We start from the raw sequence: 24379 nt of genomic DNA on the forward strand, positions 1-24379 counted from the left end.
CGAACCCGTCACCGAGGAGGACGCCCGATGCGCAGCGTGACCTATTCGATGAACGTCTCGCTCGACGGCTACATCGCCGGGCCGGACGGCGGCTTCGACTGGACGGGGCCGGACGAGGACGTCTTCCGCTTCTGGATCGACGAGATCCGGGAGGTCGGCGTCCACCTGCTGGGACGACGGCTGTACGAGACGATGCTGTACTGGGAGACCGTCGACGAGGATCCGTCGCCCGACGACTCGACGCGCGAGTGGACCGCGCTCTGGAAGCCGCTCCCGAAGGTGGTGTTCTCCACCACGCTGTCGGCGGTGCGGGGCAATGCCCGCCTGGCCTCCGGCGGCCCGGCGGAGGAGATCGAGCGGCTGCGCGCCGAGCCGGGGGAGGGCGACATCGCGATCGGCGGCGCGACCCTCGCCGCCGAGGCGGCCGCATCGGGCCTGATCGACGAGTACCGGACCGTCGTCTACCCGGTACTGGTCGGCGGTGGCATTCCGTTCTTCCCCCGGCACGAGCGCCGGGTGGATCTCGAACTCGTCGAGACCCGCACCTTCAGTTCGGGAGTCGTCTACCTCCGCCACCGCGTGGTGCGCTGAGGGCTGTCGGCGGTCGTGATCGACCGCCGATGGATGTCCGTTCGCTTGCGTGGGGTGGGTCTCGCCCTCGGTACCGACGCCGTGACGAGCTGTCCGGAGGAGGCATGGGGGCCGGTCCGAGGCGTGTGACGCCGGCCCGGTGGTGGGCGCGGGCAGGGCGGAGCCGGCTGGTCGTCCCGCGGGAGGCGCAGCGGGGGACAAGACGGGGGAGGGCGCCTCACCGCCCGAGGCCCGTGCTGCTGCGAGCCCGGCGCGGGCCGGGAAAGAAGCCGAGGGCGGCCCACAGCCGTTCGCCGGAGGACCGTGTGCGGGCGCGGTGATCGTCACGCGCACACCCGGTGCGCCCTTCCCGAACTCGTGGCGGCGTCCGTGAGGAGCCGCAGCAGGACCGGGGCGATGACCACGTCCTCCGGGGCCGGGGCCGGCCCGGAGGTACCTCGCCGGCGGCCCGCCGGAACGCCGCGGACGCGGGTCCGGAACGAGAGGCGGCGCACGGTCGCCGCCTCCGGCAGGGGAACGTGTCAACACCCGTTGTGACCGGGCGTGTTCGGGGCGTACCCTCTGCAATCCACAAGACGGAGACAGCAGTGGGCAACGGGGGCCTTGCGTATGACGCCGTTTCGCGATGATTCCGACGAGCTGTTCCCCGACCCGGTGAACGCCCGGGCGGAGATCTTCGTCAGCGACTACCCGACCGCCGTCACGCCGGCCGACCCGGCCCGCCTGGACACCCGGCCGCCGCTGTTCGTCTTCCGGGTCGACGCGGACGGCCCCGCGGGCGAGGAGGGCACCAGACGTGTCCTGCGGGCACTGCGCAGACCGCTGGACGACCGCGGCCCGCTCGTCCCGTACGCGCTCGTGCCCGCCACCGAGGAACCGGTGCTGCTCACCGAGCAGGCGGGGCTGTTGTTGGAGAACGGCACGCCGCGGCACATGACCCCCGACCGGTATCCGCACTTCGCCGTCGTCCGGTCGCTCGTCACCCACATCCGCGACCACCCGCAGCAGTCGGTCGGCGGATACGCCGAGGAACTGCGCCGGCACGCCTGCGACCGGCAGCAGGAGGAGCGGCGGGGCCTGCTCGGGCACCTGCCGAGGGCGGCCTCGACCGACGTGTCACCCGACGGCGGCGACCTGAAGGGCTGGCTGCTGAAGGTCTTCTGGCTGTCGTTCACCTGCCATCTGCCGCGCTGGATCTGGTCCCGCCGGATCTCCCGGAAGGTGATGCGGCGCTGGCTCGGCGGGATGCGGGAGGCCGGGGGCCGCCGCGACCTGTACCAGGTGATGGCCCACGTCGCCGCCACCCAGGCGCCGCGGCTGCGCGTGGCCTCGGACGAGCGGCGCCGGGAGCAGGCCCTGCAGACGCTGGAGAAGCTCCTGCTGCGGGCCCTGCTGGAGGACCTGGCGACGCCGAGGACCGGCCGGTACCTGCCCAAGCGGCGGCGGCGCACCGCCCGGCCCGTCCTCCTCGTGGAGGTGCCGCCGCCCGGCGCCGACGGCGCCGGCCGCGCCGAGCGGTTCCTGCGCGTCCTGCACGAGCTGCGCGACACCGCCCCGCGGCCGGGGCCGCTCGTCATCGCCGTCGGCAAGCCGTCCGACGCGCTCGTGGCCGAGCTCGGCGCGCGCGAGTCCAGCCTCTCCCACGCCGCCACCGCGCTCGGCTCGCACGACGGCACCCCGGTCGCCTTCACCTTCGACGGGGCGTCCCTCACCGGGCCGGGTCTGCCCATCGCCCGGGTGGAGCCGTACCGCCGCTTCCGCAGCAGCTGGCGCACCACGACCTCGCTCCTCGCGGGCGCGGCCGCACTCGCCCTGACGGCGGGCGGCATCGCCGCCGACCGGATCCGCGACGGCGGCGACCACAGCTGTGTCGGCGGTACCGCGTCCGTCGCCGACGACGCCCGCGCCCGCCCCGTCCCGCTGAGGGGCAAGGGCTGGTACGCGGGCGCGCTGAAGGCCATCACCGACCAGAACCGGCGCGCCGAGGCCTACGCCGCGCAGGGCCGGGACGTGCGCACCGTCGTCGCCTTCGTCTCCAGCCCGCCGCGCAGCGAGGACGACATGCGGTTCGACGGGACGATCCCGGAGCTGCGCGGCATCGCGATGTGGCAGCAGCAGCTGAACAAGGACGCGGGCTCCGACGAGAACACGGTGCCGCTGCGCGTGGAGGTGCGGACCACCGGGGAGGCGTACCGCGACGCCGTGGCCGAGGCCCGGAAGCTGGTCGCCGAGGTGCGCGACGAGCAGGACACCGAGGACCACGAGAAGATCGTCGGCGTCCTGGCGTACGCGCAGAGCCGTGACGAGACGCGCACCGCCCTCCAGGTGCTCGGCAGGGCGGGCATCCCCACCGTCGGCACCACGGCCACCGCCAACGAGATGCTGGCCGGGGAGGCGACCAGGAGCTACTGGCCCTTCACCCCGGACAACGGGCGCGAGGCCCGCATCGAGGCGAACTTCGCCCATGGCGCCAACATTGTGGCCCGGCACGGCGACACGGACAGCTGCACCCCCGCCCGGCGGGCCGTCGTCATCCGGAACCCCGCCGACCTCTACAGCCGCAGCCTCGCCGGACGCTTCGTGTCGGCGTTCCCCGGCACCACGCGCGTCTTCGACTTCAACCAGGAGGGCGACTTCGGCCCGCAGCCGCCGGACGGCGCACCCGCCCTGACCGACGCGGGCGTGCTCGCCGGGCAGCTCTGCAAGGCCCTCGCCGAAGAGCCGCGGTCCATCGTGTACTGGTCGGCGCGGGCGAAGGACTTCACCGCCTTCATCAGCGCGATGGACAACCGCGGCACCTGCGTCGACCACCCGGTCACCGTCCTCGGCGGCAACGAACTCACGAACGTGGCGCAGACCGGCGCCTACGCCAACCAGCTCTGGCTGCGCCTGTACTACTCGGCGCACCGGCTGCCGGACGGGCACGAATCCTTGAGTGCCGAGACCCGGCAGTTCCTGTCACGGTACGACGCGTTCGTGAAGACCTACGGGGCCGGCGCCGACCCGTGGCGGCAGGACGGGCATTCGGCCGTGTCGTACGACGCCTTCCACGTGCTGTCGGACGCGGTGAACCAGGCCCGGTCGCGCGACGAACGGATCGAACGCCGCTCGGTGCTGATCACGCTCGCCGGCGGCATCGCCCCCTTCAACGGCGCCACCGGGTACATCGCCTACGCGCCGGACGTCAACGATCCCCCCGTCGACAAGACGCTGGTGATCCTGCGCCAGTTGGGCACCGAGCCGCAGGCGGTACTGGTGTGCGGGGCCTTCGACCTGGGCGAGTCGAGCCGGGAGCAAGGACTGCCGTGCGTCCCCTGACCGGCGCACCGGCGCACCGGCGCACCGGCGAGGCGGCGCACCGGCGAGGCGGCGAGGCGGGGCACCGGCGAGGCGGCGAGGCGGGGCAGGGAGGAAGCCGGAGGTGAGGGAGCCGGCGGGCGGGCAGCCCCACCGCCCGCCCGCCGACAGCGGCACCCTCCCGTTCCTTGTGCAACACGGACACCTGTGGTCACGCAGTGCGACATCGGACGGCTGACGCCAATCCCGCCACACGAAATTCTCTCCTTTGGGTTATTTGTCCCGGTATGGGGCTATCCGGCCAGGGGGCGCCCGAAGTCCGGAAGGAGGTGAGCGTGATCTCCCACGGAGAACCGTAAGAGGCCGGCATCGGAGCCGGCCCGTTCGCACCGGCGAGCCGTTCGTACCGATCAAGGGCGCGGCCGGCATCGATGCGGACGCCGGCGGCCGCCTGTGCGAGAACGAGGCGAGCCGCACCCGCACCACCCCGAAGGAGAACACCATGCCCGAGGTCGCCCAGCCCGTCACCGACGACAGCATCAAGGTCCGCCAGCTCAGCCACTACCAGTTCAGCTGGGTCGCCGGCGAACCCGGCAACCCCGGCACCTTCACCCTGCAACTCGTCCTGGACGAAGGCGCCTGGGAGGAAGTCCTCACCGTCGACGCCGCGGACGCCGACGCCCTGCAGGATCTCCTGGTCAACACCGAGACCGTCCACTACGACGTCGCCCGCCGCACTTTGATGTTCGGCGTCACGCCCACCGGCCACTGACCTCCGCGGCGCTTGCGGTCACGGGCCGACTCCGCGCACCCCCCGCGGCGGCCGGAGCGCGGACGTGCCGTGGGGCGCTCGCAGGGGCGTCGCGTCGACGCCGGTGGTGTGCCTCGGCCCCGGGTGATCCGCCGGAAGCGGCGAAGACCCGCGGGCAGCCTGCGTGGTCGAGGCCGCGGGCTGCGACCCCGCCGCGCGGCGGGCCCGTGCTCATGCCGGCAGCCGGCCCGTGCCGAAGGCCGCACGCACGAGGCGGACTTCCGTGAGGGATGGGAGAGGGCGGTCCGTCCGGGCTGCCCTCCGGCTGTTCCCGCACAACTCTCGAACGAGGTGCCGGTGGCAGTCACGCCGGGCCGTTCCCTCACCGGCGTACCCGTGTCGACCAGGCGCGCGGCCGGACGGTCGCCGTCGAAGTCGCGGGCGCCGAGTGCTTCGATGTCGCCGCCGCGATCCTGGCCGGCGCCGTCCGGGCCGCCACCCGCCCTGCGCAACCGGCCATCCTGCTGAGGCCTGCCCGGCGTGCGTTTTCCGGCCCCTTTCACGTGATCACGGGTCCGGCCGGGAGCCGGGCACCCGGATCGCTTCCCGCACCGTTCCCGCACCGTGGTGAACCGGGCGCGGTCGCTGGTATTGCCCCGCGAGCACGAGCACGAGCACGAGCACGAGCGCGAGCGGTGGCCGAGCCCGTCGCGGGCCGGATCAATCCTGCCGGCCGGACTGCCGCGTAACCGTCCGCATGCCCGTCGCTCCCTCTTCGGGCTCCGGCGGCGTGGTGGCGGCCCGCCGTGGCCGTGGAGGACCCCTGCCCGGTACGGGCAAGGCCTCCGGAGGGGCCCGGGAAGGTTTTGCCGGGCCCGATCCCAAGGCCCCGGACGGTCCCTGCCGTTCGGAACACGCCGCCGGACGTCGCGCCGGACAGGAGCCGGCGAGCTGTGCACCGACACGGGCGACGAGCCCGGGTCATCACCATTGCCGACGGCTACACACCTCGCTATGTTAATCGAAAATCACATCTGTGCGACGGAGTTCATCACGTACCGGTCGCGCAACCGGCAAGTCTGCGCAGGTATCTGGAACCATCTGGCCCATCAGGGAAGCAGGTAAGTCAATGGAGAACCTCAGCAGGCGAAAGGCTCTGTCACTCGGTGTGGCACTCGGCCTCGTGGGTGTGGCGAACCCCGTCCGGGCGTGGGCGTCGACGGGCTCGGCGACCGGAACCGCCGCGGGAACCGGCCCGGAGTGGATCTGGGACGACGCGGCGGACCCTCTGATGGCTTCGATGCTCGACAACGGGCACGTTCCGGCGATCAACACCGCATGGGCGTCGTGGGTGAACAACAACGACCCGCTGCCCAGCGGCCTGCCCGCCGAATTCACCGCGTACCTGCGGAAGGTCAACCGGCTGCCCTCCTGGGCCGACCCCGCCAAACTGACCCGCGCCGCCGACTTCAACCGGCGCAGGGACACGTACCTGTTCATGCTGTACGGACTCGGCAGCGGCATCATGAGCACCGTGATCCCGCGCGAGGCCAAGAGCGTCTACTGGTCCGCGGGCGGCGCCGACATGCAGGACCGCGCGGCCAAGACGTTCACCTTCGGCTACGACCTGTCCGAGCTGGGAGCCTTCACGCCGACGGGCCAGTTCGTCGTCACCGCCAACAAGACGCGCGTGGTGCACGCCGCGGTGCGTCACCTGCTGCCGCAGTCGCCGCACTGGCGGGCGGTCGCCGACGAGACCATCCCGATCAGCGCCGCCGACATCCTGGTCACCTTCCACAGCCTCGGCACCTACGTGCACCGGAAGCTGCTCGACTGGAAGATCCCGTACCCGGCCGCGGACCAGGAGGCGTTCCTGCACTCCTGGCAGGTCGCCGTCCACCTGCTCGGTGTGCCGTACGAGCACATCCCCCGGACCTGGGCGGAGGCCGAAGCGCAGTCGGCGCGGGTGCTCACCCCGATCCTCACCCCGTCGACCGAGGGCATCGCCCTGGCCGAGGAACTGCTCGGCCTGACCGCGCAGATCGACCTCGGCGTCACGCGCGGGTTCCTGAACGAGTTCGTGCGCTACGTCCTCAGCGACCAGGTCGGCGACTGGCTGGGACTGAAACGCGACTACGCGGCGGCGACCCTGGTCCGCACCGGGTGGCCGGCGTTCATCCTGTTCCGCGAGGGGCTGTCGCCGGTCATGCCCGGCACCTTCTACATGTTCGACCAGTTCGTGCGCGCCCTGGCCATGCTGTTCCTCAACAAGGGCTCCTCCGGAACCACCACCCCCATCACGATCCCCACCGGAAACAGGGCGGGCTGAACCGTCGTTCCGATCGCACCCGCCCGCCCCGCGGCAGACGGGCCGGGGGCGGGCGCCGGGGTGACGCTCCTCCGAGGCGCCGCACGACGCGGCGCCTCGCCGCTGCCGGACGCCGACGGCCGTTCAGAGGCCCAGAGCGCCCACCACCAGGGCGGTCACGGCCGCACGGTGGTCGGGGCTGTCCTGCCACCGCAGTCTGCGCCCGGCCTCGACCACCACGCCGAACCCCGCGTGCACCAGCACCCGGGCCTGGCGCGGGTCCAGCTCCGGACGGGCCAGCCGCAACTGCTGCTCCCAGACGGCGATGTGTTCCCGCTGCGCGAGGACCACGGGCCGCCGCAGGTCGGCCGGCAGACCGGCGAGCTCGGCCTCGGCGACGCTGTTCAGCTCGGTGTACTCGAAGCTGTAGGCCACGTACGTCGCCGCCAGCGCGACGACGGCGTCGTGCGGGTCGGTCACCTCGTGCAGACTCCGCTCCACCCCCTGGGCCAGCAGGCCCGCGGCCTGGAGGCACGCCGCCGCCAGGATGTCGATCTTGCCGGGGTAGTGCCGGTAGAGCGCGGACGGCGTCAGTCCCACCGCCTCCGCGATCTGCCCGTTCGTGACGCTGGCGAATCCGTCCCGGGCGAACAGGGGGACGGAGGCGGCAAGGATCTCCGCGCGTCGCGTGCGCGGCACCGGCCGGGCGGGCAGCTCGACGGGTCGCGCGGGGGGCCGGCCCGCCGCCGGATCGGTCGCGGCCACGCGCAGGGCGGACGCCAGCAGCAGGTCCTCGGCGCGGCGTTGGGCGATGGAGACGTGATGCATCGTGACGGACCCGATCACACCGAGGGCCGCCATGGCCCGCAGGCGCCCGTCGGACAGGGGGTGCTCGCGCTGTACCGCCTCGTCGACCCGCTGGACGAGACGGGCGAACTTCACCCCGAGACGCCGGCGGTCCTCGCCGTTGAGATACCGGGCCTCCCACCGGTACACGCCGCCCGACGCGCGATGGGCGACGGTGACCCGGGTGAGGGCGGTGAGCACGTCCGCCAGGGCCGCCCCGGACGGCACCGCGTCGAGCGCGGCGACCAGCCGGTCCACCATGACGTGGGCGCACTCGGCGAACAGCGCGTACTTGTTGGGGAAGTGCCGGTACAGAGCGGCCGCGGTGATGCCCACGCCGGCGGCGACCTCCTCCATGGACGCCTTGTGGTAGCCGCGCTCGCTGAAGACCCGCCCGGCCGCGTCGACGATGAGCTGCTTGCGGTTGCGGGGCCGCGTGGCCGCGGTCGGATCGGCGGTCGCGGCCGAACGGGCGGACGGGGAGGCGGGGGCCATGCGGATTAGTCAATCACAGGCCGTCAGGAGGCCGGGCTCCCTCGGCGCGGACCGCACGGGAGGTGACTGCGGGATCACTTCCCGGGTGATGCCGCGCCCCGCTGCGTGAGCGGCTCGTACCGCTGCCGCTGCCGCTGCCGCTGCCGCTGCCGGTGCGGCGGGCGGCCGCCGGGGCTCCGCCGGGGCTCCGGCGGGGGCACACCGTCCGGCACCGCCGTCCCCGGTGCCGGAACGGCCGGTCAGGTGAAGGTGAGGACGGGCTTGACCACGCTGCCGTCCCCCATGGCGGCCACGGCCGCGCCGATGTCCTCGAACGGGAACGTGGTGACCAGCTTGTCGAGCGGCAGGAGGCCGCGCCTGTGCAGCCCGATCAGCTCGGGGACGAAGCGGCCGGGGTCCGAGTCGCCCTCGATCACCCCGTGGACGCGGACGCCCTTGGCGAGCAGGCCCATCACGTCGAACGTCACCTCGCCGCCGATGCCGAGGAGGGCGAGTTCCCCGCGCGGACGCAGCGCGCCGACGGCCCGGCGGGCCATCTCCGGACGGCCGGTGGTCTCGACGACGTGGTGCGCACCACCGTCGGTGAGATCGCGCAGCGCCGCCACCAGACCGTCCCCGGGGGCGAGGGCCGCCCTGGCGCCGAGTCCGGTGGCCAGGGCGCGGCGGGAGGCGACCGGGTCGACGGCCACCACCGGGTCGCAGCCCACGGCCACCGCGGCCATCAGCGCGCTCAGCCCGACCCCGCCCGCGCCCAGGACGACCAGCGAGGAACCCGGTTCGGGGCGCAGGCGGTTGAGCACGGTGCCCGCCCCCGTCTGGCCGCTGCAGCCCAACGGCGCGGCGACCGCGGCCGGCAGGTCGGCCGGCACCCTGACCACGCCGCGTTCGTGGACGACGGCGTGCGTGGCGAAGCTGGACTGGCCGAAGAAGCCGGCGTGGAGCGGTCCGCCGTCGACGGAGAGCGGAGTGGTGCCGTCGGCGCGGCCACCGGAGAAGTTCAGGGCCCGCGCGGCGTGGCAGTAGGCCGGGTGGCCCGCCGCGCACTGCTCGCAGCCGCCGCAACTGGCGAAGGTGAGGCAGACCCGGTCTCTCGGGGCGACGCCGGTCACCTCCGCGCCCACCTCCTCGACCAGTCCGGCGCCCTCGTGACCGAAGACCATCGGGGTGAGCCGCCGGGGCCAGGTGTCCCGCATCCCCAGGTCGGTGTGGCAGATGCCGACCGCGGTCATCCTCACCAGCACCTCGCGCGGCCGCGGGTCCCCGAGGTCCGCGTCCCGCACGGTGAACGGGGCGCCCGGCGCCTCGGTGACCGCGGCGCGGACGCGCCTCACGCGCCCTCTTCGGCGCGCGGGCCGCCGTGCGGGGTCCCGGGGACGCGGTCGAGGAAGAAGTAGAAGAAGGGGCCTTCGGCGGGGACCCCCTTGCCGTTCATGATCCCCATCAGCGTGGTGTCGTCCACCTGCTTGAAGTGGTCGAGGACCGGCCGGCCGTCGTAGACCATGGTGGCCGTCGTCTCGCCGCGGAACTCGACGGTCCACAAGCTCGCCTCGCCCTGGCCGAGCTCGCGGTCGGAGTACAGCACGCCCGTCGCGTCACGGCAGATCAGCGGCTTGGCGTCGTGCACGGCGGCGAACGTCTTGCCGTACCAGCCGGCCTTCTCCAACGTGCCGTTGAGGGGGTGGCCGGTGCGGAACTCCCCGCCCCGCCACTCGCCGAGGATGTCCTCGGGGCGGACGGTGGCCAACGCCGCCCAGATCTCGTCGAGTTCCCGGGGATCGACCGGGCCGTCCTCCTCCCGGAGCTCCTTGAACCGGGCGCGGGCCTCGAGCGCGTCCATGCGGGGTGTCCTCTCGTCGGAGCCGTCACCTGGGAGGTGCGGGGGAGCGGGGCGTCAGGAGGGTGCCGGGGTGCGCGGAGCGGAACCCCGGGGGGAGGAGCGCCGCGGGAACGGCAGCGGGGGGTCGCCGGTGACCGCGCCGGGGTGGCCGACGGTGCCGAGGCTCAGCAGCACGTGGCGTTCGGCGACCTCCTCCGCGGTGAGCGGGCCGTCCTCGCGGAACCAGTTGGCGACCCCCTGGCACATGACGAGGACCGAACGCACCGCGTCGGCCGGGATCGGCGTGGTGAACACGCCCCGGGCGCGGCCCGCTTCGACGGTGTCCAGCAGCATGTGTTCGAGATAGTCGCGCAGGGCGACGTAGCGCGCCCGGTTCCGGGGCTCCAGGCTGCGTATCTCGGTGTCCAGGAAGGCCAGTTGCCGACGGTGGGCCATGTAGAGCACGATCGACTCGACCATGCCGCAGAACCGCGCCAGCGGATCGTCCCCGGCCTCCGCGGCCGCGGCCCGGCAGCGGTCCAGGACGTCCTTGATGGACGTCTCCAGCAGTGTGGCCAGCAGAGCCTGCTTGTTCTCGTAGTGGTAGTACAGCGCGGGCACGGTGACGCCGACCCGGCCGGCGATGTCCCGGACCGAAGTGCCGTGGTAGCCGTGCTCGTTGAAGGCCTCCATGGCGTGCGTCAGGATCGGGTGCAGGTCGAGGGGCCCGTAGGAGCGCCAGTGCTCCGCCGGTGGTGTGGGGTCCTGGCTCGGCGCGGTGTTCAACGGCTCTCCTCGGGGCGGGCGGCGATCGGCGACATCGTACGGCCGTGAGTCCGACACGCCTCCCTCCGACTGCTTAGCGATCGATCGGTCGAGTCCGACATTCGGTGACCGGCCCGAGGCCACTTTCCCGGTATCGGTCCGCAAAAACAAGTACCGCAAGGGGAGTTGACCGCTCGGCGTCGCGCTCCTACGTTTTAGCGAACGCTCAGTAAGTCTCCGGCCGATGGCGCCCGGGCCCGCCTCGCGCCGAGAAGGGAACCCATGAGCCAGTACTCCGCCGGCCGTTCCGGCCGTGACGTGGCGGGCCCGCTGGACGGCGTGCGCGTGGTCGAACTGGCGGGGATCGGCCCCGGTCCGTTCGCCGCCATGCTCCTCGCCGACCTGGGCGCCGACGTGGTGCGGGTGGACCGCCCCGGCTCCTCCCCGCTCGGCGGCGATCCCGCCCGTGACGTGACCAACCGCAACAAGCGCTCCGTCCTGGTCGACCTCAAGTCACCCGAAGGGCCGGGGACGGTGCGGGCGTTGGCGGCGCGCGCCGAGATCCTCGTGGAGGGGTACCGGCCCGGCGTCGCCGAGCGGCTCGGGGTCGGCCCCGAGGAGTGCCTGGCCCTCAACCCCGCGCTGGTGTACGGCCGGATGACCGGCTGGGGCCAGCGAGGACCCCTCGCGCCCCTGGCCGGACACGACATCGGCTACATCGCCACCGCCGGCGCCCTGTCCATGATCGGCGCGCCGGACGGACGACCCGTCTTCCCCGTCAACCTGCTCGGCGACTACGCGGGCGGCTCCCTCTACCTGGCCACCGGTGTCCTCGCCGCGCTGCTCACCGCCCGCGCCACTGGCCGCGGCCAAGTGGTGGACGCCGCGATCGTGGACGGCACCGCACACCTCACCGCCATGTTCTGGGGCATGCTCGCCGAGGGCACCTGGCAGGACGCCCGCGGCCGCAACCTGCTCGACGGCGGCTGCCCCCACTACGGCGTCTACGAGACCGCCGACGGCGGCTGGATGGCGGTCGGCGCCCTGGAGCCGCAGTTCTACGCGGTGTTCGTCTCCCTCCTCGGCCTGGACGGCGAGGACCTGCCGGACCGCGCCGACCCGCGCAACTGGCCCGAGCTGCGGGCCGTGTTCACCGCCCGGTTCAAGACCGCCGCCCGGGACGAGTGGACGGCCGTCTTCGAGGGCACCGACGCCTGCGTCGCGCCCGTGCTCTCGCTGCACGAGGCGGCCGGCCACCGGCACCTGGCCGGACGCGGCACCTACACCGAGGCGTACGGCGTCACCCAGCCCGCCCCCGCCCCCCGCTTCTCCGACACCCCCGGCACCCTCCGGCTCCCGCCGGCCGTCCCCGGCGCGCACACCCCCGATGTGGCCCGCGACTGGGGCGTGCCCGAACTGCTGAAGGACCACCGCTGATGGAACTGTCCTCACCCCTGTCGTACGCCGGTGATCCGCGCGCCGCCGCCGACCGGGCCGCGGCCCTGGAGGCCGCGGGCCTCGACGCGGTCTGGGTGGCCGAGGCCTACGGCTTCGACTCCCCGACGACCATGGGATACCTCGCCGCGAAGACCGAACGGATGCGGATCGGCTCGGCCGTCCTCAACGTCTACTCGCGCACCCCCGCACTGATCGCCCAGACCGCGGCCGGCCTGGACGCCCTCACCGGCGGCCGCGCCCTCCTCGGCGTCGGCGCCTCCGGACCCCAGGTCGTCGAGGGCTGGCACGGCCGCCGCTACGACCGCCCGCTGGGCCGCACCCGCGAGGTGATCGAGCTGTCCCGCCGGATCTGGCGGCGCGAGGTCGTCGAGCACCACGGCATCACCGACCTGCCCCTGCCGCCCGAGAAGGGAGGCACCCTCGGCAAACCGCTGAAGCTGCTGAACCACCCGGTCCGCGACACCGTCCCGGTCTACGTCGCGGCGCTGGGCCCCGCCAACGTCCGGATGACCGCCGAGATCGCCGACGGCTGGCTGCCGTTCCTCTACGTCCCCGAGCACGCCGACGAGGTATGGGGCCGCTCCCTGGCCGAGGGCGGCGCCGCGCGCGACCCCGCGCTCGGCCCGCTGTCGGTCGTGGCGGGCGGCCTGCTGGCCATCGGCGACGACGCCGAGACCGTCCGCGACCTGATGCGCCCCACCGTCGCCCTCTACGTCGGCGGCATGGGCGCGCCCGGCCGCAACTTCTACCACGACCTGGTCTGCTCCTACGGTTACGAGTCCGCCGCGGCCGCCGTCCAGGAGCACTACCTCGCGGGCCGCAGGAAGGACGCGGAGGCCGCCGTGCCGGCCGAACTGCTGGAACGGCTCTGCCTCGCAGGCCCCGAGGGCTACGTCCGCGACCGCGTCGAGGTCTTCCGCGCGGCGGGCGTGACCATGCTCAACGTCACCCCCGTCGGTCCCGATCCCGCCCGGCTGATCGAGCACGTCAGGAGCTGGCTGTGACCTTGGCACGCGATCTGTACGGCCCCGACCACGAGGCGTTCCGCGAGACGGTGCGGACCTTCCTCGCCAAGGAGGTGGCCCCGCACCACGCACGCTGGGAGAAGGACGGCGTCGTCGACCGCGAGGTCTGGCGCTCGGCGGGGCGCCGCGGCCTGCTGGGCATGGCCGTCGACGAGCAGTACGGCGGCGGCGGGACCGACGACTTCCGCTACAGCGCCGTCCTCATCGAGGAGTTCGCCCGCGCCGGCGCCTCCGGGCTCGCCCTGAGCCTGCACAACGACATCGTCGGCCCGTACCTGACCCGGCTCGCCGACGAGGAGCAGAAGCGCCGCTGGCTGCCCGGTTTCACCTCCGGCGACCTCGTCACCGCCATCGCCATGACGGAACCCGGCGCCGGCTCCGACCTGCAGGGCATCCGCACCACCGCCACCGACCGGGGCGACCACTACCTGCTCAACGGCACGAAGACCTTCATCTCCAACGGCATCCTCGCCGACCTCGTCGTCGTGGTCGCCCGCACCACCCCCGAGGGCGGCAGCGGCGGGCAGAGCCTGCTCGTCGTCGAGCGCGGCATGGCGGGCTTCGCACGCGGCCGCAACCTCGACAAGATCGGCCAGAAGGCCCAGGACACCGCCGAGCTGTTCTTCGATGACGTACGCGTCCCCAAGGAGAACCTGCTGGGCGAGGAGAACCGGGCCTTCGCCCACCTCATGGACAACCTCGCCCAGGAGCGGCTGGCCATCGCGGTCGGCGCCGCCGCCGCGGCCGAGGAGATCCTGGACGTCACCCTGCGGTACGTGAAGGAGCGCGAGGCGTTCGGCGGACCGCTGGCCGCGCTCCAGCACGTCCGCTTCGAGATCGCCGAGATGGCCACCGAGGCCGCGGTCACCCGGACCTTCCTGGACCGCTGCGTCGCCGAGCACAGCCGGGGCCGGCTCGACGCCGTGCACGCCTCGATGGCCAAGTGGTGGGCCACCGAACTGCAGAAGCGGATCGTCGACCGCTGTCTGCAACTCCACGGCGGCTACGGCTACATGAGCGAGTTCCCGGTGGCCCGGGCGTTCCTCGACAGCCGCATCCAGACCATCTACGGCGGCACCACCGAGATCATGAAGGAGATCATCGGCCGCTCGCTGCTCCGCTGAGCGCCGGTCGGCTCCCCCCGACGACACGTGTGCCGCGTTCGCGGCCTCTTCCGACCCGACAGGGAAGGCACCCAAGGTGAGCACCGAAGCGTACGTGTACGACGCGATCCGCACCCCGCGCGGTCGCGGCAGGGCGACCGGCGCCCTGCACGGCACCAAGCCCGTCGACCTGGTCGTCGGCCTGGTCCACGAGACCCTCCGCCGCTTCCCGGACCTCGACCCGGCGGCGATCGACGACATCGTGCTCGGTGTGGTCAGCCCGCTGGGCGACCAGGGCGCGGACGTCGCCCGCACCGCCGCCCTCCTCGCGGGTCTGCCCGAGACGGTGGCGGGAGTGCAGGAGAACCGCTTCTGCGCGTCGGGGCTGGAAGCCGTCAACCTGGCGGCCGCGAAGGTCCGTTCGGGCTGGGAGGACCTGGTCCTGGCGGGCGGCGTGGAGTCCATGTCGCGCGTCCCGATGGGCAGCGACGGCGGCGCCTGGGCGCTGGACCCGCGCACCGGTCACGCCACCGGATTCGTTCCGCAGGGCATCGGCGCCGACCTGATCGCCACCATCGAGGGCTTCTCCCGCCGCGACGTCGACGAGTACGCCGCCCTCTCCCAGGAACGCGCCGCCACCGCCTGGAAGGAGGGCCGCTTCGACCGCTCCGTCGTTCCCGTCCGGGACCGCAGCGGACTGGTCGTCCTCGACCACGACGAGCACCCGCGGCCCGGCACCACCGCCGACTCCCTCGCCGGGCTGAAGCCGTCGTTCGCGGACATCGGCGACCTGGGCGGCTTCGACGCCGTGGCGCTGCAGAAGTACCACTGGGTGGAGCGGATCGACCACGTCCACCACGCGGGCAACTCCTCCGGCATCGTCGACGGCGCCGCCCTGGTCGCCCTCGGCAGCGAGGAGGCCGGCGAGCGTCACGGCCTGACCCCGCGGGCCCGGATCGTCTCCGCCGCCGTGTCCGGGGCCGACCCCACCATCATGCTGACCGGACCCGCGCCCGCCTCCCGCAAGGCGCTCGCCAAGGCCGGACTGACCGTCGGCGACATCGACCTGGTCGAGATCAACGAGGCGTTCGCCGCCGTCGTCCTGCGCTACGTCAAGGACATGGGGCTGAGCCTGGACAGGGTCAACGTCAACGGCGGCGCCATCGCCATGGGCCACCCCCTCGGCGCGACCGGCGCGATGATCCTCGGCACCCTCGTGGACGAACTGGAGCGCCGCGACCTGCGGTACGGGCTGGCCACCCTGTGCGCGGGCGGCGGCATGGGCATCGCCACGGTCGTCGAACGCGTCTGACCCCTCCCGACGGACCACCAGGAGCACACCCTCATGAGCACCGAGTCCACCGCCATCCGCTGGGAAGAGTCCGACGACCACGTCGTCACCCTCGTCCTCGACGACCCGGACCAGTCCGCCAACACCATGAACGCCGCGTTCGTCGACTCGCTCGACGCCGTCGCGGCACGGCTGGCGGAACGCCGCGACGCCGTCCGGGGCGTCATCGTCACCTCCGCCAAGAAGAGCTTCTTCGCCGGCGGTGACCTGCGCGACCTGATCTCCGTCACTCCCGGGACCGCCGGCGCCTCCTTCGAGGCCGGGATGCGCGTCAAGCGCTCGCTGCGCGTCCTGGAGACGCTGGGCAAGCCGGTCGTCGCCGCGATCAACGGCGCGGCGCTGGGCGGCGGTTACGAGATCGCCCTGGCCTGCCACCACCGCGTGGTGCTGGACAGCCCGGCCGCCCGCGTCGGGCTTCCCGAGGTCACCCTGGGCCTGCTGCCCGGCGGCGGCGGAGTGACCCGCACGGTCCGCATGTTCGGTGTGGCGGACGCCCTGCGGAAGGTCCTCCTGGAGGGCACCCGGTACGCGCCGGCGCGCGCCCTGGAGGCCGGCCTGGTCGACGAGATCGCCGCCGACCCGGACGACCTCCTCGCCCGGGCACGGGCGTTCGTCGACGCCCACCCGCACTCCGCGCAGCCCTGGGACGCCCCCGGGTACCGCATCCCCGGCGGCACCCCCGCGGACCCGGAGCTGGCCGCGCGGCTCCCCGCGTTCACCGCGCTGCTGACACGGAGGACGGGCGGTGCTCCGCACCCGGCCCCGCGCGCCGTCCTCGCCGCGGCCGTGGAGAGCTCCCAGGTCGACGTGGACACGGCCTTCACGGTGGAGGCCCGGTACCTCACCGAACTGGTCACCGGGCAGATCACCAAGAACATGATCCAGGCGTTCTTCTTCGACCTGCGGGCGGTCGACTCCGGCGCCGCCCGCCCCGGGGGCGTCGAGCCGCGCGAGGTGACCCGGGTGGCCGTGCTGGGCGCGGGCATGATGGGCGCCGGCATCGCCCACTCCTGTGCCAGGGCCGGCATCGACGTCGTGCTGAAGGACGTCACCGCGCGGGCGGCGGAGCGGGGCAAGGCGTACTCCGAGAAGCTCTGCGCCAGGGCCGTCTCGCGCGGCGACTCGACGCGGGAGAGGGCGGACGCCCTGCTGGCCCGCATCACCCCGACCGCCGACGTCCGGGACCTGGCCGGCTGCGACGCGGTGATCGAGGCCGTCTTCGAGGACACGGCCCTCAAGCACCGGGTGTTCCAGGAGGTGCAGGAGGTCGTCGCCCCGGACGCCCTGCTGTGCTCCAACACCTCCACCCTGCCCATCACCGTCCTCGCCAAGGGGGTGGAGCGGCCGCGGGACTTCGTCGGCCTGCACTTCTTCTCGCCGGTCGACAGGATGCCGCTGGTGGAGATCGTCAGGGGCGAGGAGACGGGCGACGAGGCGCTGGCGCGGGCCTTCGACCTGGTGCGGCGGATCCGCAAGACGCCGATCGTGGTCAACGACTCGCGCGGCTTCTTCACCTCCCGCGTCATCGGCCGCTTCCTCGACGAGGGCGTCGCCATGGTCGGCGAGGGCATCGAACCGGCCTCCGTCGAGCAGGCCGCCGCCCAGGCCGGCTACCCGGCCAAGGTGCTCTCCCTGATGGACGAGCTCACCCTCACCCTCCCGCGCAGGATCCGCGAGGAGCGCCGCCGCGCGGTCGAGGCGGCGGGCGGCGCCTGGCGGCCGCACCCCGCGGACGCGGTGCTGGACCGCATGATCGACGAGTTCGGCCGGACCGGACGGTCCGGCGGCGCCGGTTTCTACGACTACGTCGACGGACGGCGCGCCGGGCTCTGGCCGGGACTGCGCGAGCACTTCACGGACCCCGCGAAGCAGCCCGCCGACCTGGCCGAGACGGGGGAGCGGATGCTCTTCGCCGAGGCGCTGGAGGCGGTGCGCTGCCTGGAGGAGGGGGTGCTGGTCTCGGTGGCGGACGCCAACGTCGGCTCGCTGCTCGGCATCGGCTTCCCGCCGTGGACGGGCGGCGTGCTCCAGTACGTCAACGGCTACGACGGCGGCGCCGCGCACGGCACCGGGCTGCCCGCCTTCGTGGCCCGCGCGCGTGAGCTGGCCGGGAAGCACGGCGAGCGCTTCGCCCCGCCCGCGCTGCTGCTGCGCAAGGCCGAGCGGGGCGAGACCTTCACCGACTCCTGATCCGCTCGGGACGCCCCGCCTCCCGTCCCACCTCCACCGGGCACGCCCGCGGGGGCTTTCCCCGCCCCGGTCTCCCCAGACCCACCCTTCGGACCCGCAAGGAGGCCCCGATGACCTCGGCACCCCGCACCACCGGCGATCTGCCCGACGACCCGGCCGACCGGACCCTGCCGCACCTGCTGGCCCGGAACGCACGCGAGTACCCCGGACTTCCCGGCCTCTCCTGGAGGCCGGCGGACCCGGACGGCGACTGGAGGACGCTCGGCTGGGCGGAGATCCACGAGCACACCCGGAGCCTCGCCGCCGGCTACCGGGCCCTCGGCGTCGGCCGCGGCGACCACGTGCTGCTGATGATGGCCAACCGGCCCGAACACTGGCTGTCGGACCTGGCGCTGGTCCGCCTCGGCGCGATCCCGGTCAGTGTCTACGGCACCGCGTCCCCCGAGCAGATCACCCACGTCGCCCGCAACTGCCGGGCCCGGCTCGCCGTGGTGGAGGGGGCGGCGCAGGTGGCGGTGTGGGAGCCGTTGCTGGCCGACGCCGACACCCCGCTGGACCGTCTGGCGGTGGTCGAGGCGGACGCGGCGGACGGCCACGTCCCGTACGCCTCACTGCTCCGCGAACCGGTGCCGGAGCGGTTCGCCGAGGAGCTGGACACCGCCCGCCCCGAGGACCCGCTGACCGTCGTCTACACCTCCGGCACCACCGGCGAGCCCAAGGGCGTCGTTCTCACCCACCGTGAGGTGATGGCCAACGCCCTGGCGCTGGACGCCGTGGTGGAGCTGCCCCCGCACGTCGAGCACGTCTGCTACCTGCCCTTCGCCCACATCGCCGAGCGGATGCTGGGCATCTACCTGCCCTGCCACCGGGCCTCGCACGTCTACCTCTGCGTCGATCCGACGCGCGTCGGCGAGGTGGTGCGCAAGGTGCGCCCCGCGCAGTTCTTCGGCGTGCCGAGGATCTGGGAGAAACTGTCCGCCGCCGTGCGGGCCGTCCTGTCGCTGATGCCGGCCGAGCAGCGGAGGGTCATCGACCGGGCGTTCGAGGTCGGCCGCGAGCACGTCGGGTACCGCGAGCGCGGCGAGACACCGCCCGCCGAGCTGGAGGAGCGCTACCTCCGCGCCCGCGAGGACGTGCTGCTGCCCCTGCTGGCCGCGGCCGGTCTGGACCGGGTGACCTGGTCGGCCAGCGCGTCGGCGCCGATGCCGGTCGACGTGGTGAGGTTCTGGGCGGGCTTCGGCATCGTCGTCATGGACGCCTGGGGGCTGACCGAGACCACCGGCGTGGCCACCAGCAACAGCCCGAAGACCGGCTTCCGGATCGGCTCGGTGGGGCGCCCGGTGGAGTCCGTGGAGATCCGCGTCGCCGAGGACGGCGAGATCCTGGTGCGGGGCTCGTCCGTCTTCTCCGGCTACCTCCAGCCGGACGGCTCGGTGCGGTCCGCCGTGGACGCCGACGGCTGGCTGGCCACCGGTGACATCGGCCGGATCGACGAGGACGGCTTCCTCTGGCTCACCGACCGGAAGAAGGAGATGATCATCACCTCCACCGGCAAGAACGTCTCGCCGGCCCTGGTGGAGAGCGCGCTCAAGGAGCACCCGCTGATCGGCCAGGCGATGGTGCACGGCGACGACCGCTCCTACCTGGTCGCCCTGCTGGTGCTCGACGCGGAGGCCGCCCCCGCCTGGGCCGCGGCCCACGGCGTCGAGGCGGAAGGGGGACTGGCCGGGCTGGCGCGGCACCCCGCCGTCCGGGCGGAGGTGGACCGCGCGGTGGCCGCCGCCAACGCCCGGCTCAACCGCACCGAGCAGGTCAAGCGGTACGGGCTGCTGGCCGAGGAGTGGGGCCCGGCGACCGGTGAGCTGACGCCGTCGCTGAAGATGCGGCGCCGGGTCATCCGGGACAAGTACGCCGACGAGCTGTCCGGGCTCTACCGGGACTGATCGGGTCGCGTTCCCTCCGCACCCCGCGTCCGCACGGCACGGCGCGTCCGCACGGCACGGCGCTTTCGCACGGCACGGCGCTTCCGCACACGAAAGTCGGCCGCCCACCCCGTCCGCGGGGCGGGCGGCCGCCTCTCGTGCGCGGGCCGTCTCAGAGACCGTAGGTCTTGCCGATGACGTCCCGCTGGATCTCGCTGGTCCCGCCGTAGACCGTGGAGACGACCGCGGCCCGCAGGTGGCGCTCCATGTCGAACTCCGTGGTGTAGCCGTAGCCGCCCATCATCTGCATGCCCTCCAGGGCGGCCCGCTTGGCGACCTCGGTGGCCTTCAGCTTCGCCATGGACGCCTCGCGCGGGAACGGCCTGTCCGGCCGCGCGTCGCAGTCCAGGGCCACCTCGCGCACCAGCAGCCGGGTGCACTCGATCTCGGTGGCGAGATCGGCGACCCGGTGCCGCAACGCCTGGAAGGAGCCGACGGGCCGCCCGAACTGCTCGCGTTCGCGGACGTAGGAGACGGCGTCGTCGAAGGCGCGGCGCGCCAGGCCCAGCATGTTCGCGGCCAGGAAGAGCCGCTCGTGGTTCAGGCCGGCCATCAACTGCCGCCAGCCGCCGTCCACCTGGCCGACGACGGCGTCCGCGGGCAGCCGCACGCCGGTGAGGAAGACGTCGTTGACCTCCCGGCCGCGCATGGTCTCGATGCCCCGCACCTCCACGCCCGGGGTGCCGGCGGGCAGATGGAACATGGTCAGACCGCCGTGCTTGTCCCGGCCGGTGCGGGCCACCAGCAGAATGCTCCTCGCGCAGTGCGCGTTGGAGACCCACGTCTTCTGACCGTCGATCACCCACGTGCCGTCCCCCTCCCGCCGGGCCCGGCAGCGCAGCGCGCCGACGTCCGACCCGGCCCCCGGCTCCGACATGGCGACGGCCAGGACGTCGCCGCGCACGGCGCCGGACAGCACCTCCCGCCGCTGCCGCTCGGTGCCGAACCGCTCGTACACCTTCGCGGTGATGACGGTGGTGACGAAACCCCCGCACGGGACCATGCCGTACGAGGTCTCCTCCAGGAAGAGGCAGGCGTCGGCCAGCCCGCCGCCGGAGCCTCCGTACTCCTCGGGCAGGCACACCCCGAGCCAGCCCAGGCCGGCGAGCCTCCCGTACACCCCGGGGTGGTGGGCCTCGCGGCCGCCTGCGGCCAGCGCGGCACGCTGTTCCCGGGTACCGCACTCGCGCTTGGCGAAGTCGCGCACGGCCGCGGCGAAAGCGGCCTGCTCCTCGGTGAGTCGACTGCCCATCAGGTCCTCCGGGTGCCGGTCGGCGGTTCGGTCAGGGGCGGGCACGCAGTGAGTTACAAAGATATGATAGGTGTTTCAAAGGCTCTCGGGGAGTCGTTCGCCCGGTATCGTGAGGAGCACCATGAGAACCGACACGAACGACGCGTGGCTCGCCCGGGCCCTCGCCCGGCCGGAGCCGGAGGACCCCACGGCGCGGCGGATCCTCGACGCGGCACTGGAGCAGTTCACCCTGCTCGGTCTGCGCCGCTCCTCCGTGGACGACGTCGCCAAACGGGCCGGCGTCTCCCGGGTCACCGTCTACCGGCGCTTCCAGACCAAGGACAAGCTGGTCGAGGACACCCTGCTGCGCGAACTCGGCCGGTTCTTCGAGCGGTTGGACGCGGCGGTGGCCGCGCTGCCGACCATGGGGGAGCGGGTCGTCGAGGGCTTCGTCGTCGCCCTGCGCCACACCCGCGCCCATCCGCTCTTCGGCGGCCTGCTGCGCCTCGAACCCGAGCTGGTGCTGCCCTACCTGACCGTGCAGGGCGGCTCCTCGCTCTCCGCCACCGTCGAGTACCTGACGGTCCATCTGCGGCGCGCGCAACAGGCCGAGGGCCGTCCCGACGAGGACCCGCGTCCGGTCGCCGAGCTGATGGTGCGGGTCGCCGTGTCCTTCCTGCTCAACCCGGCCAGCTGCATCGAGATGGAGGACGAGGACCAGGCCCGGGCCTTCGCCCGCCGCTACCTGGCCCCGCTGCTGGACGCCTGACCGGCCGGACCGCCCGCCCGGACGGACCCGGCCGCCGGGCGGCGCCCGGCGGTTCAGCGGCGCCGGTGCAGTGCCCGGGCCAGCCGCACCGCGCGCTCCCGCGTGGCGGCCGGAACCCCGAAGGAGGTCAGCGCGACCGGCGGGGCGAACCGCTGCACCGTCGTCGACTGCACGGCGGTGAAGGCACGCAGGCCCTCCTCGCCGTGGATCCGTCCGAAACCGGAGTCCCGCGAACCGCCGAACGGCAGCGCCGGCACCGCCGCGAAGCCCAGCACCGAGTTCACCGACACCGCCCCCGCGCGCAGCCGCGCCGCGATCGCCGCACCGGCGCGCCCGTCGCGGCAGAACACCGCGGCCCCCAGGGCGTAGCGCGAGGCGTTGGCCCGCTCCACCGCCTCGTCCACGTCGGCCACCGGGTTGATCGCCACGACCGGCCCGAAGGTCTCCTCCGTCATCGCCGCCGCGTCCTCCGGAACGCCGGTCAGCACGACCGGCGCGACGTACGGGGCGCGCACCGACCCGGGCCCGCCCAGCAGGGCCCGGGCACCCGCCGAGACCGCACCGGTCACGTGCCGCTCGACGACCGCGATCTGACTCGGCAGGGTCATCGGGCCGTAGGAGGCGTCCGCCCCGGCACCCGGGCGCAGCGCTCCGGCCCGCTCGACCACCCGCTCGCACAGCGCCGCGTGGATCTCCCGCACCGCGTAGACGCGCTCCACCCCCGCACAGGTCTGCCCGGCGTTGCTCAGCGCGCCCCACGCGATCGCGTCGGCGGCCGCGTCCAGGTCCGCGTCCGCGGTGACGATCACCGCGTCCTTCCCGCCGCACTCGGCGAGGAACGGCGTCAGCGTCTCGGCGCACACCGCCATCACCTTGCGGGCCGTCCCCGGCGAACCGGTGAACGCCAGTTTGTCGACCCCCGCCCGGGCCAGGGCGTCCCCGGTGGACGCCCCGCCGGTGACGGTGGCGAGCAGCCCGGCGTGCCCGGGGACGGCGGCGTCGAAGAGCTCGGCCGGCAGGACCCCGGTGCCCGGCGTCAGCTCGGACGGCTTGAAGACCACGGCGTTCCCCGCGGCCAGGGCGTACCCGAGGGAGCCCATCGGCGTGTACAGGGGGTAGTTCCAGGGGCCGATCACGCCGACCACGCCCAGCGGCCGGTGCACCAGCGAGGCCCGCTGGTGGACGGCGAACAGCCCGGTGCCCACCTTCCGCCGGCGCAGCACCCGTTCGGCGTTGCGGGCGGCCCAGCCCAGGTGCTCCAGTGTGAGGACGACCTCCAGCGCGGCGTCACCGGCCGGCTTGCCGGTCTCCTGCGCGATGGTGCGGGCCACGGTGTCCAGGTCGGCGGCGAGGGCCTTCTTCCAGCGCAGCAGGTGGTCACGGCGCCGGGAGGCGGGCAGCGCCGCCCAGCCGGCCTGGGCGGCCCGGGCCCGGGCCACGGCGCGGGAGACCTCCTCCGGCCCGTCCACCGGGTACTGCGCGATCGGCTCGCCGGTAGCGGGGGAGTACGTGGTGAAGGTGGCGGCGCGTGCTGCGGCGGCCGGCGTGGTGTCGGTCATCGGGTCTCCTGACGGGGAGCATCGGGGGCGGACGCCCGCGCCGGAACGCAGGCCCCTTCCGGCGGCGTCTCGTCGTGAAGCGGGTGCGGCGGACGGGAGTGCGCCCAGTGCGGACCCAGGTCGTCCAGGGTCCACCCGAAGGGGTGGGCGCGCGCCTCGGGGGTGCGCGGCAACCACTCCGGCCGTCCGGGCAGCAGGCGGATCGGCGCGGCCCGGACGCGCAGCGCGCGGTGGACCGCGGCCCGCAGCCGGCGCGGCTCCGGGCGGAAGCCGAGCGCCTTCAGCAGCGGTTCGTCCAGGACGGCGAGCGCGACCCGGGACGCCGGCCGCCGTACCGGGGCCGGGTACCAGGAGGCCATGACCCGCAGGGCGGCCGCGGCGCCCCTGCGGTGGGCGGGGTCGTAGGCGAACATCTCCCGCTCGTAGTCGTCGTGGAGCCGCTCGAACGCGGCGTACGTGCCGGGTACGCCGGAGATGCCCATCATCTCTCCCGTCCGCCGGCCCGCCAGCGCCAGGCTCTCGGTCTCCTGCTCGGACAGGCGCCGCCGGCCGAACCGGTCGATCCACCGCTTCGGCCCCACCACCGTGGTGGCCAGGAGGCGGGGGATGCGCGGGACGCCGAAGTCGCGCAGGAACGCGATCGGCGTCCCGTGGAGATAGTCGCGGGGGAACTCGTAGGGGACGATCCACCGGTAGATCCGCTCGAAGTCCTGCTGCGGATCCACCTGCCGGATGCGTCGGAGCCGGCTGTAGCGGCCCATGGGATCCCTCCTGTCGGAAGCGCGGCCACCGGCTCGCGATGCGCGCGGTCGTGTCGGAGAAGCGGACGGTCCCCGCGCCGG

Annotated in this window: 18 protein-coding genes; 11 read left to right on the plus strand and 7 right to left on the minus strand. The window is 73.7% G+C overall.

Annotated features, from left to right (window positions below; all coding sequences use genetic code 11):
* Positions 1-27 precede the first annotated feature (27 nt).
* The 4 genes from ACIF8T_RS26220 to ACIF8T_RS26235 all read left to right on the plus strand — a co-directional run bounded on the left by ACIF8T_RS26220 (position 28) and on the right by ACIF8T_RS26235 (position 6968).
* Positions 28-591 carry a dihydrofolate reductase family protein gene (locus tag ACIF8T_RS26220; RefSeq protein ID WP_400038540.1) on the plus strand — a complete coding sequence of 188 codons (564 nt, stop codon included), beginning with the start codon at positions 28-30 and terminating at the stop codon, positions 589-591.
* A gap of 609 nt (positions 592-1200) precedes the next feature.
* Positions 1201-3909 carry an ABC transporter substrate-binding protein gene (locus ACIF8T_RS26225; protein WP_400038541.1) on the plus strand — a complete coding sequence of 903 codons (2709 nt, stop codon included), beginning with the start codon at positions 1201-1203 and terminating at the stop codon, positions 3907-3909.
* 481 nt (positions 3910-4390) lie between these two features.
* Positions 4391-4660, plus strand: a complete 270-nt coding sequence (locus ACIF8T_RS26230; RefSeq protein ID WP_400038542.1) for a hypothetical protein — start codon at positions 4391-4393, stop codon at positions 4658-4660.
* A gap of 1108 nt (positions 4661-5768) precedes the next feature.
* Positions 5769-6968 (plus strand): oxygenase MpaB family protein, encoded by a 1200-nt coding sequence (locus ACIF8T_RS26235; RefSeq protein ID WP_400038543.1) that lies wholly within the window; start codon positions 5769-5771, stop codon positions 6966-6968.
* A 123-nt stretch (positions 6969-7091) separates the two neighbouring features.
* Here the strand turns inward: ACIF8T_RS26235 and ACIF8T_RS26240 are convergent, their stop codons facing one another.
* From ACIF8T_RS26240 to ACIF8T_RS26255, 4 genes are all read right to left on the minus strand, one after another.
* The gene (locus ACIF8T_RS26240; RefSeq protein ID WP_400038544.1) at positions 7092-8288 is read right to left on the minus strand and encodes a TetR/AcrR family transcriptional regulator; all 1197 of its coding nucleotides are present in this window, start codon (positions 8286-8288) and stop codon (positions 7092-7094) included.
* 239 nt (positions 8289-8527) lie between these two features.
* Complete coding sequence (locus ACIF8T_RS26245) at positions 8528-9619, minus strand: NAD(P)-dependent alcohol dehydrogenase (protein WP_400038545.1); 1092 nt, start codon at positions 9617-9619, stop codon at positions 8528-8530.
* The gene (locus ACIF8T_RS26250; RefSeq protein ID WP_400038546.1) at positions 9616-10125 is read right to left on the minus strand and encodes a DUF4334 domain-containing protein; all 510 of its coding nucleotides are present in this window, start codon (positions 10123-10125) and stop codon (positions 9616-9618) included. Before ACIF8T_RS26250 ends, ACIF8T_RS26245 begins: the two co-directional genes overlap by 4 nt.
* 54 nt (positions 10126-10179) lie before the next feature.
* On the minus strand, positions 10180-10890 hold the full coding sequence (locus ACIF8T_RS26255) for a TetR/AcrR family transcriptional regulator (RefSeq protein ID WP_400038547.1): 711 nt from the start codon (positions 10888-10890) through the stop codon (positions 10180-10182).
* Between the two features lie 261 nt (positions 10891-11151).
* Between ACIF8T_RS26255 and ACIF8T_RS26260 the strand changes: the two genes are divergently transcribed.
* From ACIF8T_RS26260 to ACIF8T_RS26285, 6 genes are all read left to right on the plus strand, one after another.
* On the plus strand, positions 11152-12306 hold the full coding sequence (locus ACIF8T_RS26260; RefSeq protein WP_400038548.1) for a CaiB/BaiF CoA transferase family protein: 1155 nt from the start codon (positions 11152-11154) through the stop codon (positions 12304-12306).
* On the plus strand, positions 12306-13331 hold the full coding sequence (locus tag ACIF8T_RS26265) for an LLM class F420-dependent oxidoreductase (protein WP_400038549.1): 1026 nt from the start codon (positions 12306-12308) through the stop codon (positions 13329-13331). Before ACIF8T_RS26260 ends, ACIF8T_RS26265 begins: the two co-directional genes overlap by 1 nt.
* Positions 13328-14476 (plus strand): acyl-CoA dehydrogenase family protein, encoded by a 1149-nt coding sequence (locus ACIF8T_RS26270; RefSeq protein ID WP_400038550.1) that lies wholly within the window; start codon positions 13328-13330, stop codon positions 14474-14476. Before ACIF8T_RS26265 ends, ACIF8T_RS26270 begins: the two co-directional genes overlap by 4 nt.
* Before the next feature lie 76 nt (positions 14477-14552).
* A complete protein-coding gene (locus ACIF8T_RS26275; RefSeq protein WP_400038551.1) occupies positions 14553-15767 on the plus strand; it encodes an acetyl-CoA C-acetyltransferase in 1215 nt (404 codons plus the stop codon).
* 33 nt (positions 15768-15800) lie between these two features.
* Entirely contained in the window at positions 15801-17996 is a 2196-nt protein-coding gene (locus tag ACIF8T_RS26280) for a 3-hydroxyacyl-CoA dehydrogenase NAD-binding domain-containing protein (RefSeq protein WP_400038552.1), read from the plus strand.
* A 110-nt stretch (positions 17997-18106) separates the two neighbouring features.
* A complete protein-coding gene (locus tag ACIF8T_RS26285) occupies positions 18107-19939 on the plus strand; it encodes an AMP-dependent synthetase/ligase (protein WP_400038553.1) in 1833 nt (610 codons plus the stop codon).
* Positions 19940-20090: 151 nt separating this feature from the next.
* On the opposite strand, the gene ACIF8T_RS26290 is transcribed toward ACIF8T_RS26285, so the two are convergent.
* On the minus strand, positions 20091-21230 hold the full coding sequence (locus tag ACIF8T_RS26290; protein ID WP_400038554.1) for an acyl-CoA dehydrogenase family protein: 1140 nt from the start codon (positions 21228-21230) through the stop codon (positions 20091-20093).
* Positions 21231-21351: 121 nt separating this feature from the next.
* On the opposite strand from ACIF8T_RS26290, the gene ACIF8T_RS26295 reads away from it, so the two are divergent.
* Complete coding sequence (locus ACIF8T_RS26295; protein ID WP_400038555.1) at positions 21352-21978, plus strand: TetR/AcrR family transcriptional regulator; 627 nt, start codon at positions 21352-21354, stop codon at positions 21976-21978.
* Positions 21979-22031: 53 nt separating this feature from the next.
* Here ACIF8T_RS26295 and ACIF8T_RS26300 read toward each other — a convergent pair whose 3' ends face one another.
* Both ACIF8T_RS26300 and ACIF8T_RS26305 read right to left on the minus strand, forming a co-directional pair.
* A complete protein-coding gene (locus tag ACIF8T_RS26300; RefSeq protein ID WP_400038556.1) occupies positions 22032-23537 on the minus strand; it encodes an aldehyde dehydrogenase family protein in 1506 nt (501 codons plus the stop codon).
* A complete protein-coding gene (locus ACIF8T_RS26305; RefSeq protein WP_400038557.1) occupies positions 23534-24298 on the minus strand; it encodes an oxygenase MpaB family protein in 765 nt (254 codons plus the stop codon). The genes ACIF8T_RS26300 and ACIF8T_RS26305 overlap by 4 nt, the downstream gene beginning before the upstream one ends.
* Between the last annotated feature and the right edge of the window lie 81 nt (positions 24299-24379).

Source organism: Streptomyces sp. NPDC085946, assembly GCF_044540485.1.
Lineage (GTDB): Bacteria > Actinomycetota > Actinomycetes > Streptomycetales > Streptomycetaceae > Streptomyces.

What these genes read in the sequence shown, in the direction of transcription:
- ACIF8T_RS26250 (WP_400038546.1), bottom strand. Translation starts at nt 10,125, where the DNA reads ATGGACGCGCTCGAGGCCCGCGCCCGGTTCAAGGAGCTCCGGGAGGAG.
- ACIF8T_RS26290 (WP_400038554.1), bottom strand. Translation starts at nt 21,230, where the DNA reads ATGGGCAGTCGACTCACCGAGGAGCAGGCCGCTTTCGCCGCGGCCGTG.
- ACIF8T_RS26285 (WP_400038553.1), top strand. Translation starts at nt 18,107, where the DNA reads ATGACCTCGGCACCCCGCACCACCGGCGATCTGCCCGACGACCCGGCC.
- ACIF8T_RS26265 (WP_400038549.1), top strand. Translation starts at nt 12,306, where the DNA reads ATGGAACTGTCCTCACCCCTGTCGTACGCCGGTGATCCGCGCGCCGCC.
- ACIF8T_RS26230 (WP_400038542.1), top strand. Translation starts at nt 4,391, where the DNA reads ATGCCCGAGGTCGCCCAGCCCGTCACCGACGACAGCATCAAGGTCCGC.
- ACIF8T_RS26295 (WP_400038555.1), top strand. Translation starts at nt 21,352, where the DNA reads ATGAGAACCGACACGAACGACGCGTGGCTCGCCCGGGCCCTCGCCCGG.
- ACIF8T_RS26260 (WP_400038548.1), top strand. Translation starts at nt 11,152, where the DNA reads ATGAGCCAGTACTCCGCCGGCCGTTCCGGCCGTGACGTGGCGGGCCCG.
- ACIF8T_RS26280 (WP_400038552.1), top strand. Translation starts at nt 15,801, where the DNA reads ATGAGCACCGAGTCCACCGCCATCCGCTGGGAAGAGTCCGACGACCAC.
- ACIF8T_RS26220 (WP_400038540.1), top strand. Translation starts at nt 28, where the DNA reads ATGCGCAGCGTGACCTATTCGATGAACGTCTCGCTCGACGGCTACATC.
- ACIF8T_RS26225 (WP_400038541.1), top strand. Translation starts at nt 1,201, where the DNA reads ATGACGCCGTTTCGCGATGATTCCGACGAGCTGTTCCCCGACCCGGTG.
- ACIF8T_RS26240 (WP_400038544.1), bottom strand. Translation starts at nt 8,288, where the DNA reads ATGGCCCCCGCCTCCCCGTCCGCCCGTTCGGCCGCGACCGCCGATCCG.
- ACIF8T_RS26300 (WP_400038556.1), bottom strand. Translation starts at nt 23,537, where the DNA reads ATGACCGACACCACGCCGGCCGCCGCAGCACGCGCCGCCACCTTCACC.
- ACIF8T_RS26235 (WP_400038543.1), top strand. Translation starts at nt 5,769, where the DNA reads ATGGAGAACCTCAGCAGGCGAAAGGCTCTGTCACTCGGTGTGGCACTC.
- ACIF8T_RS26305 (WP_400038557.1), bottom strand. Translation starts at nt 24,298, where the DNA reads ATGGGCCGCTACAGCCGGCTCCGACGCATCCGGCAGGTGGATCCGCAG.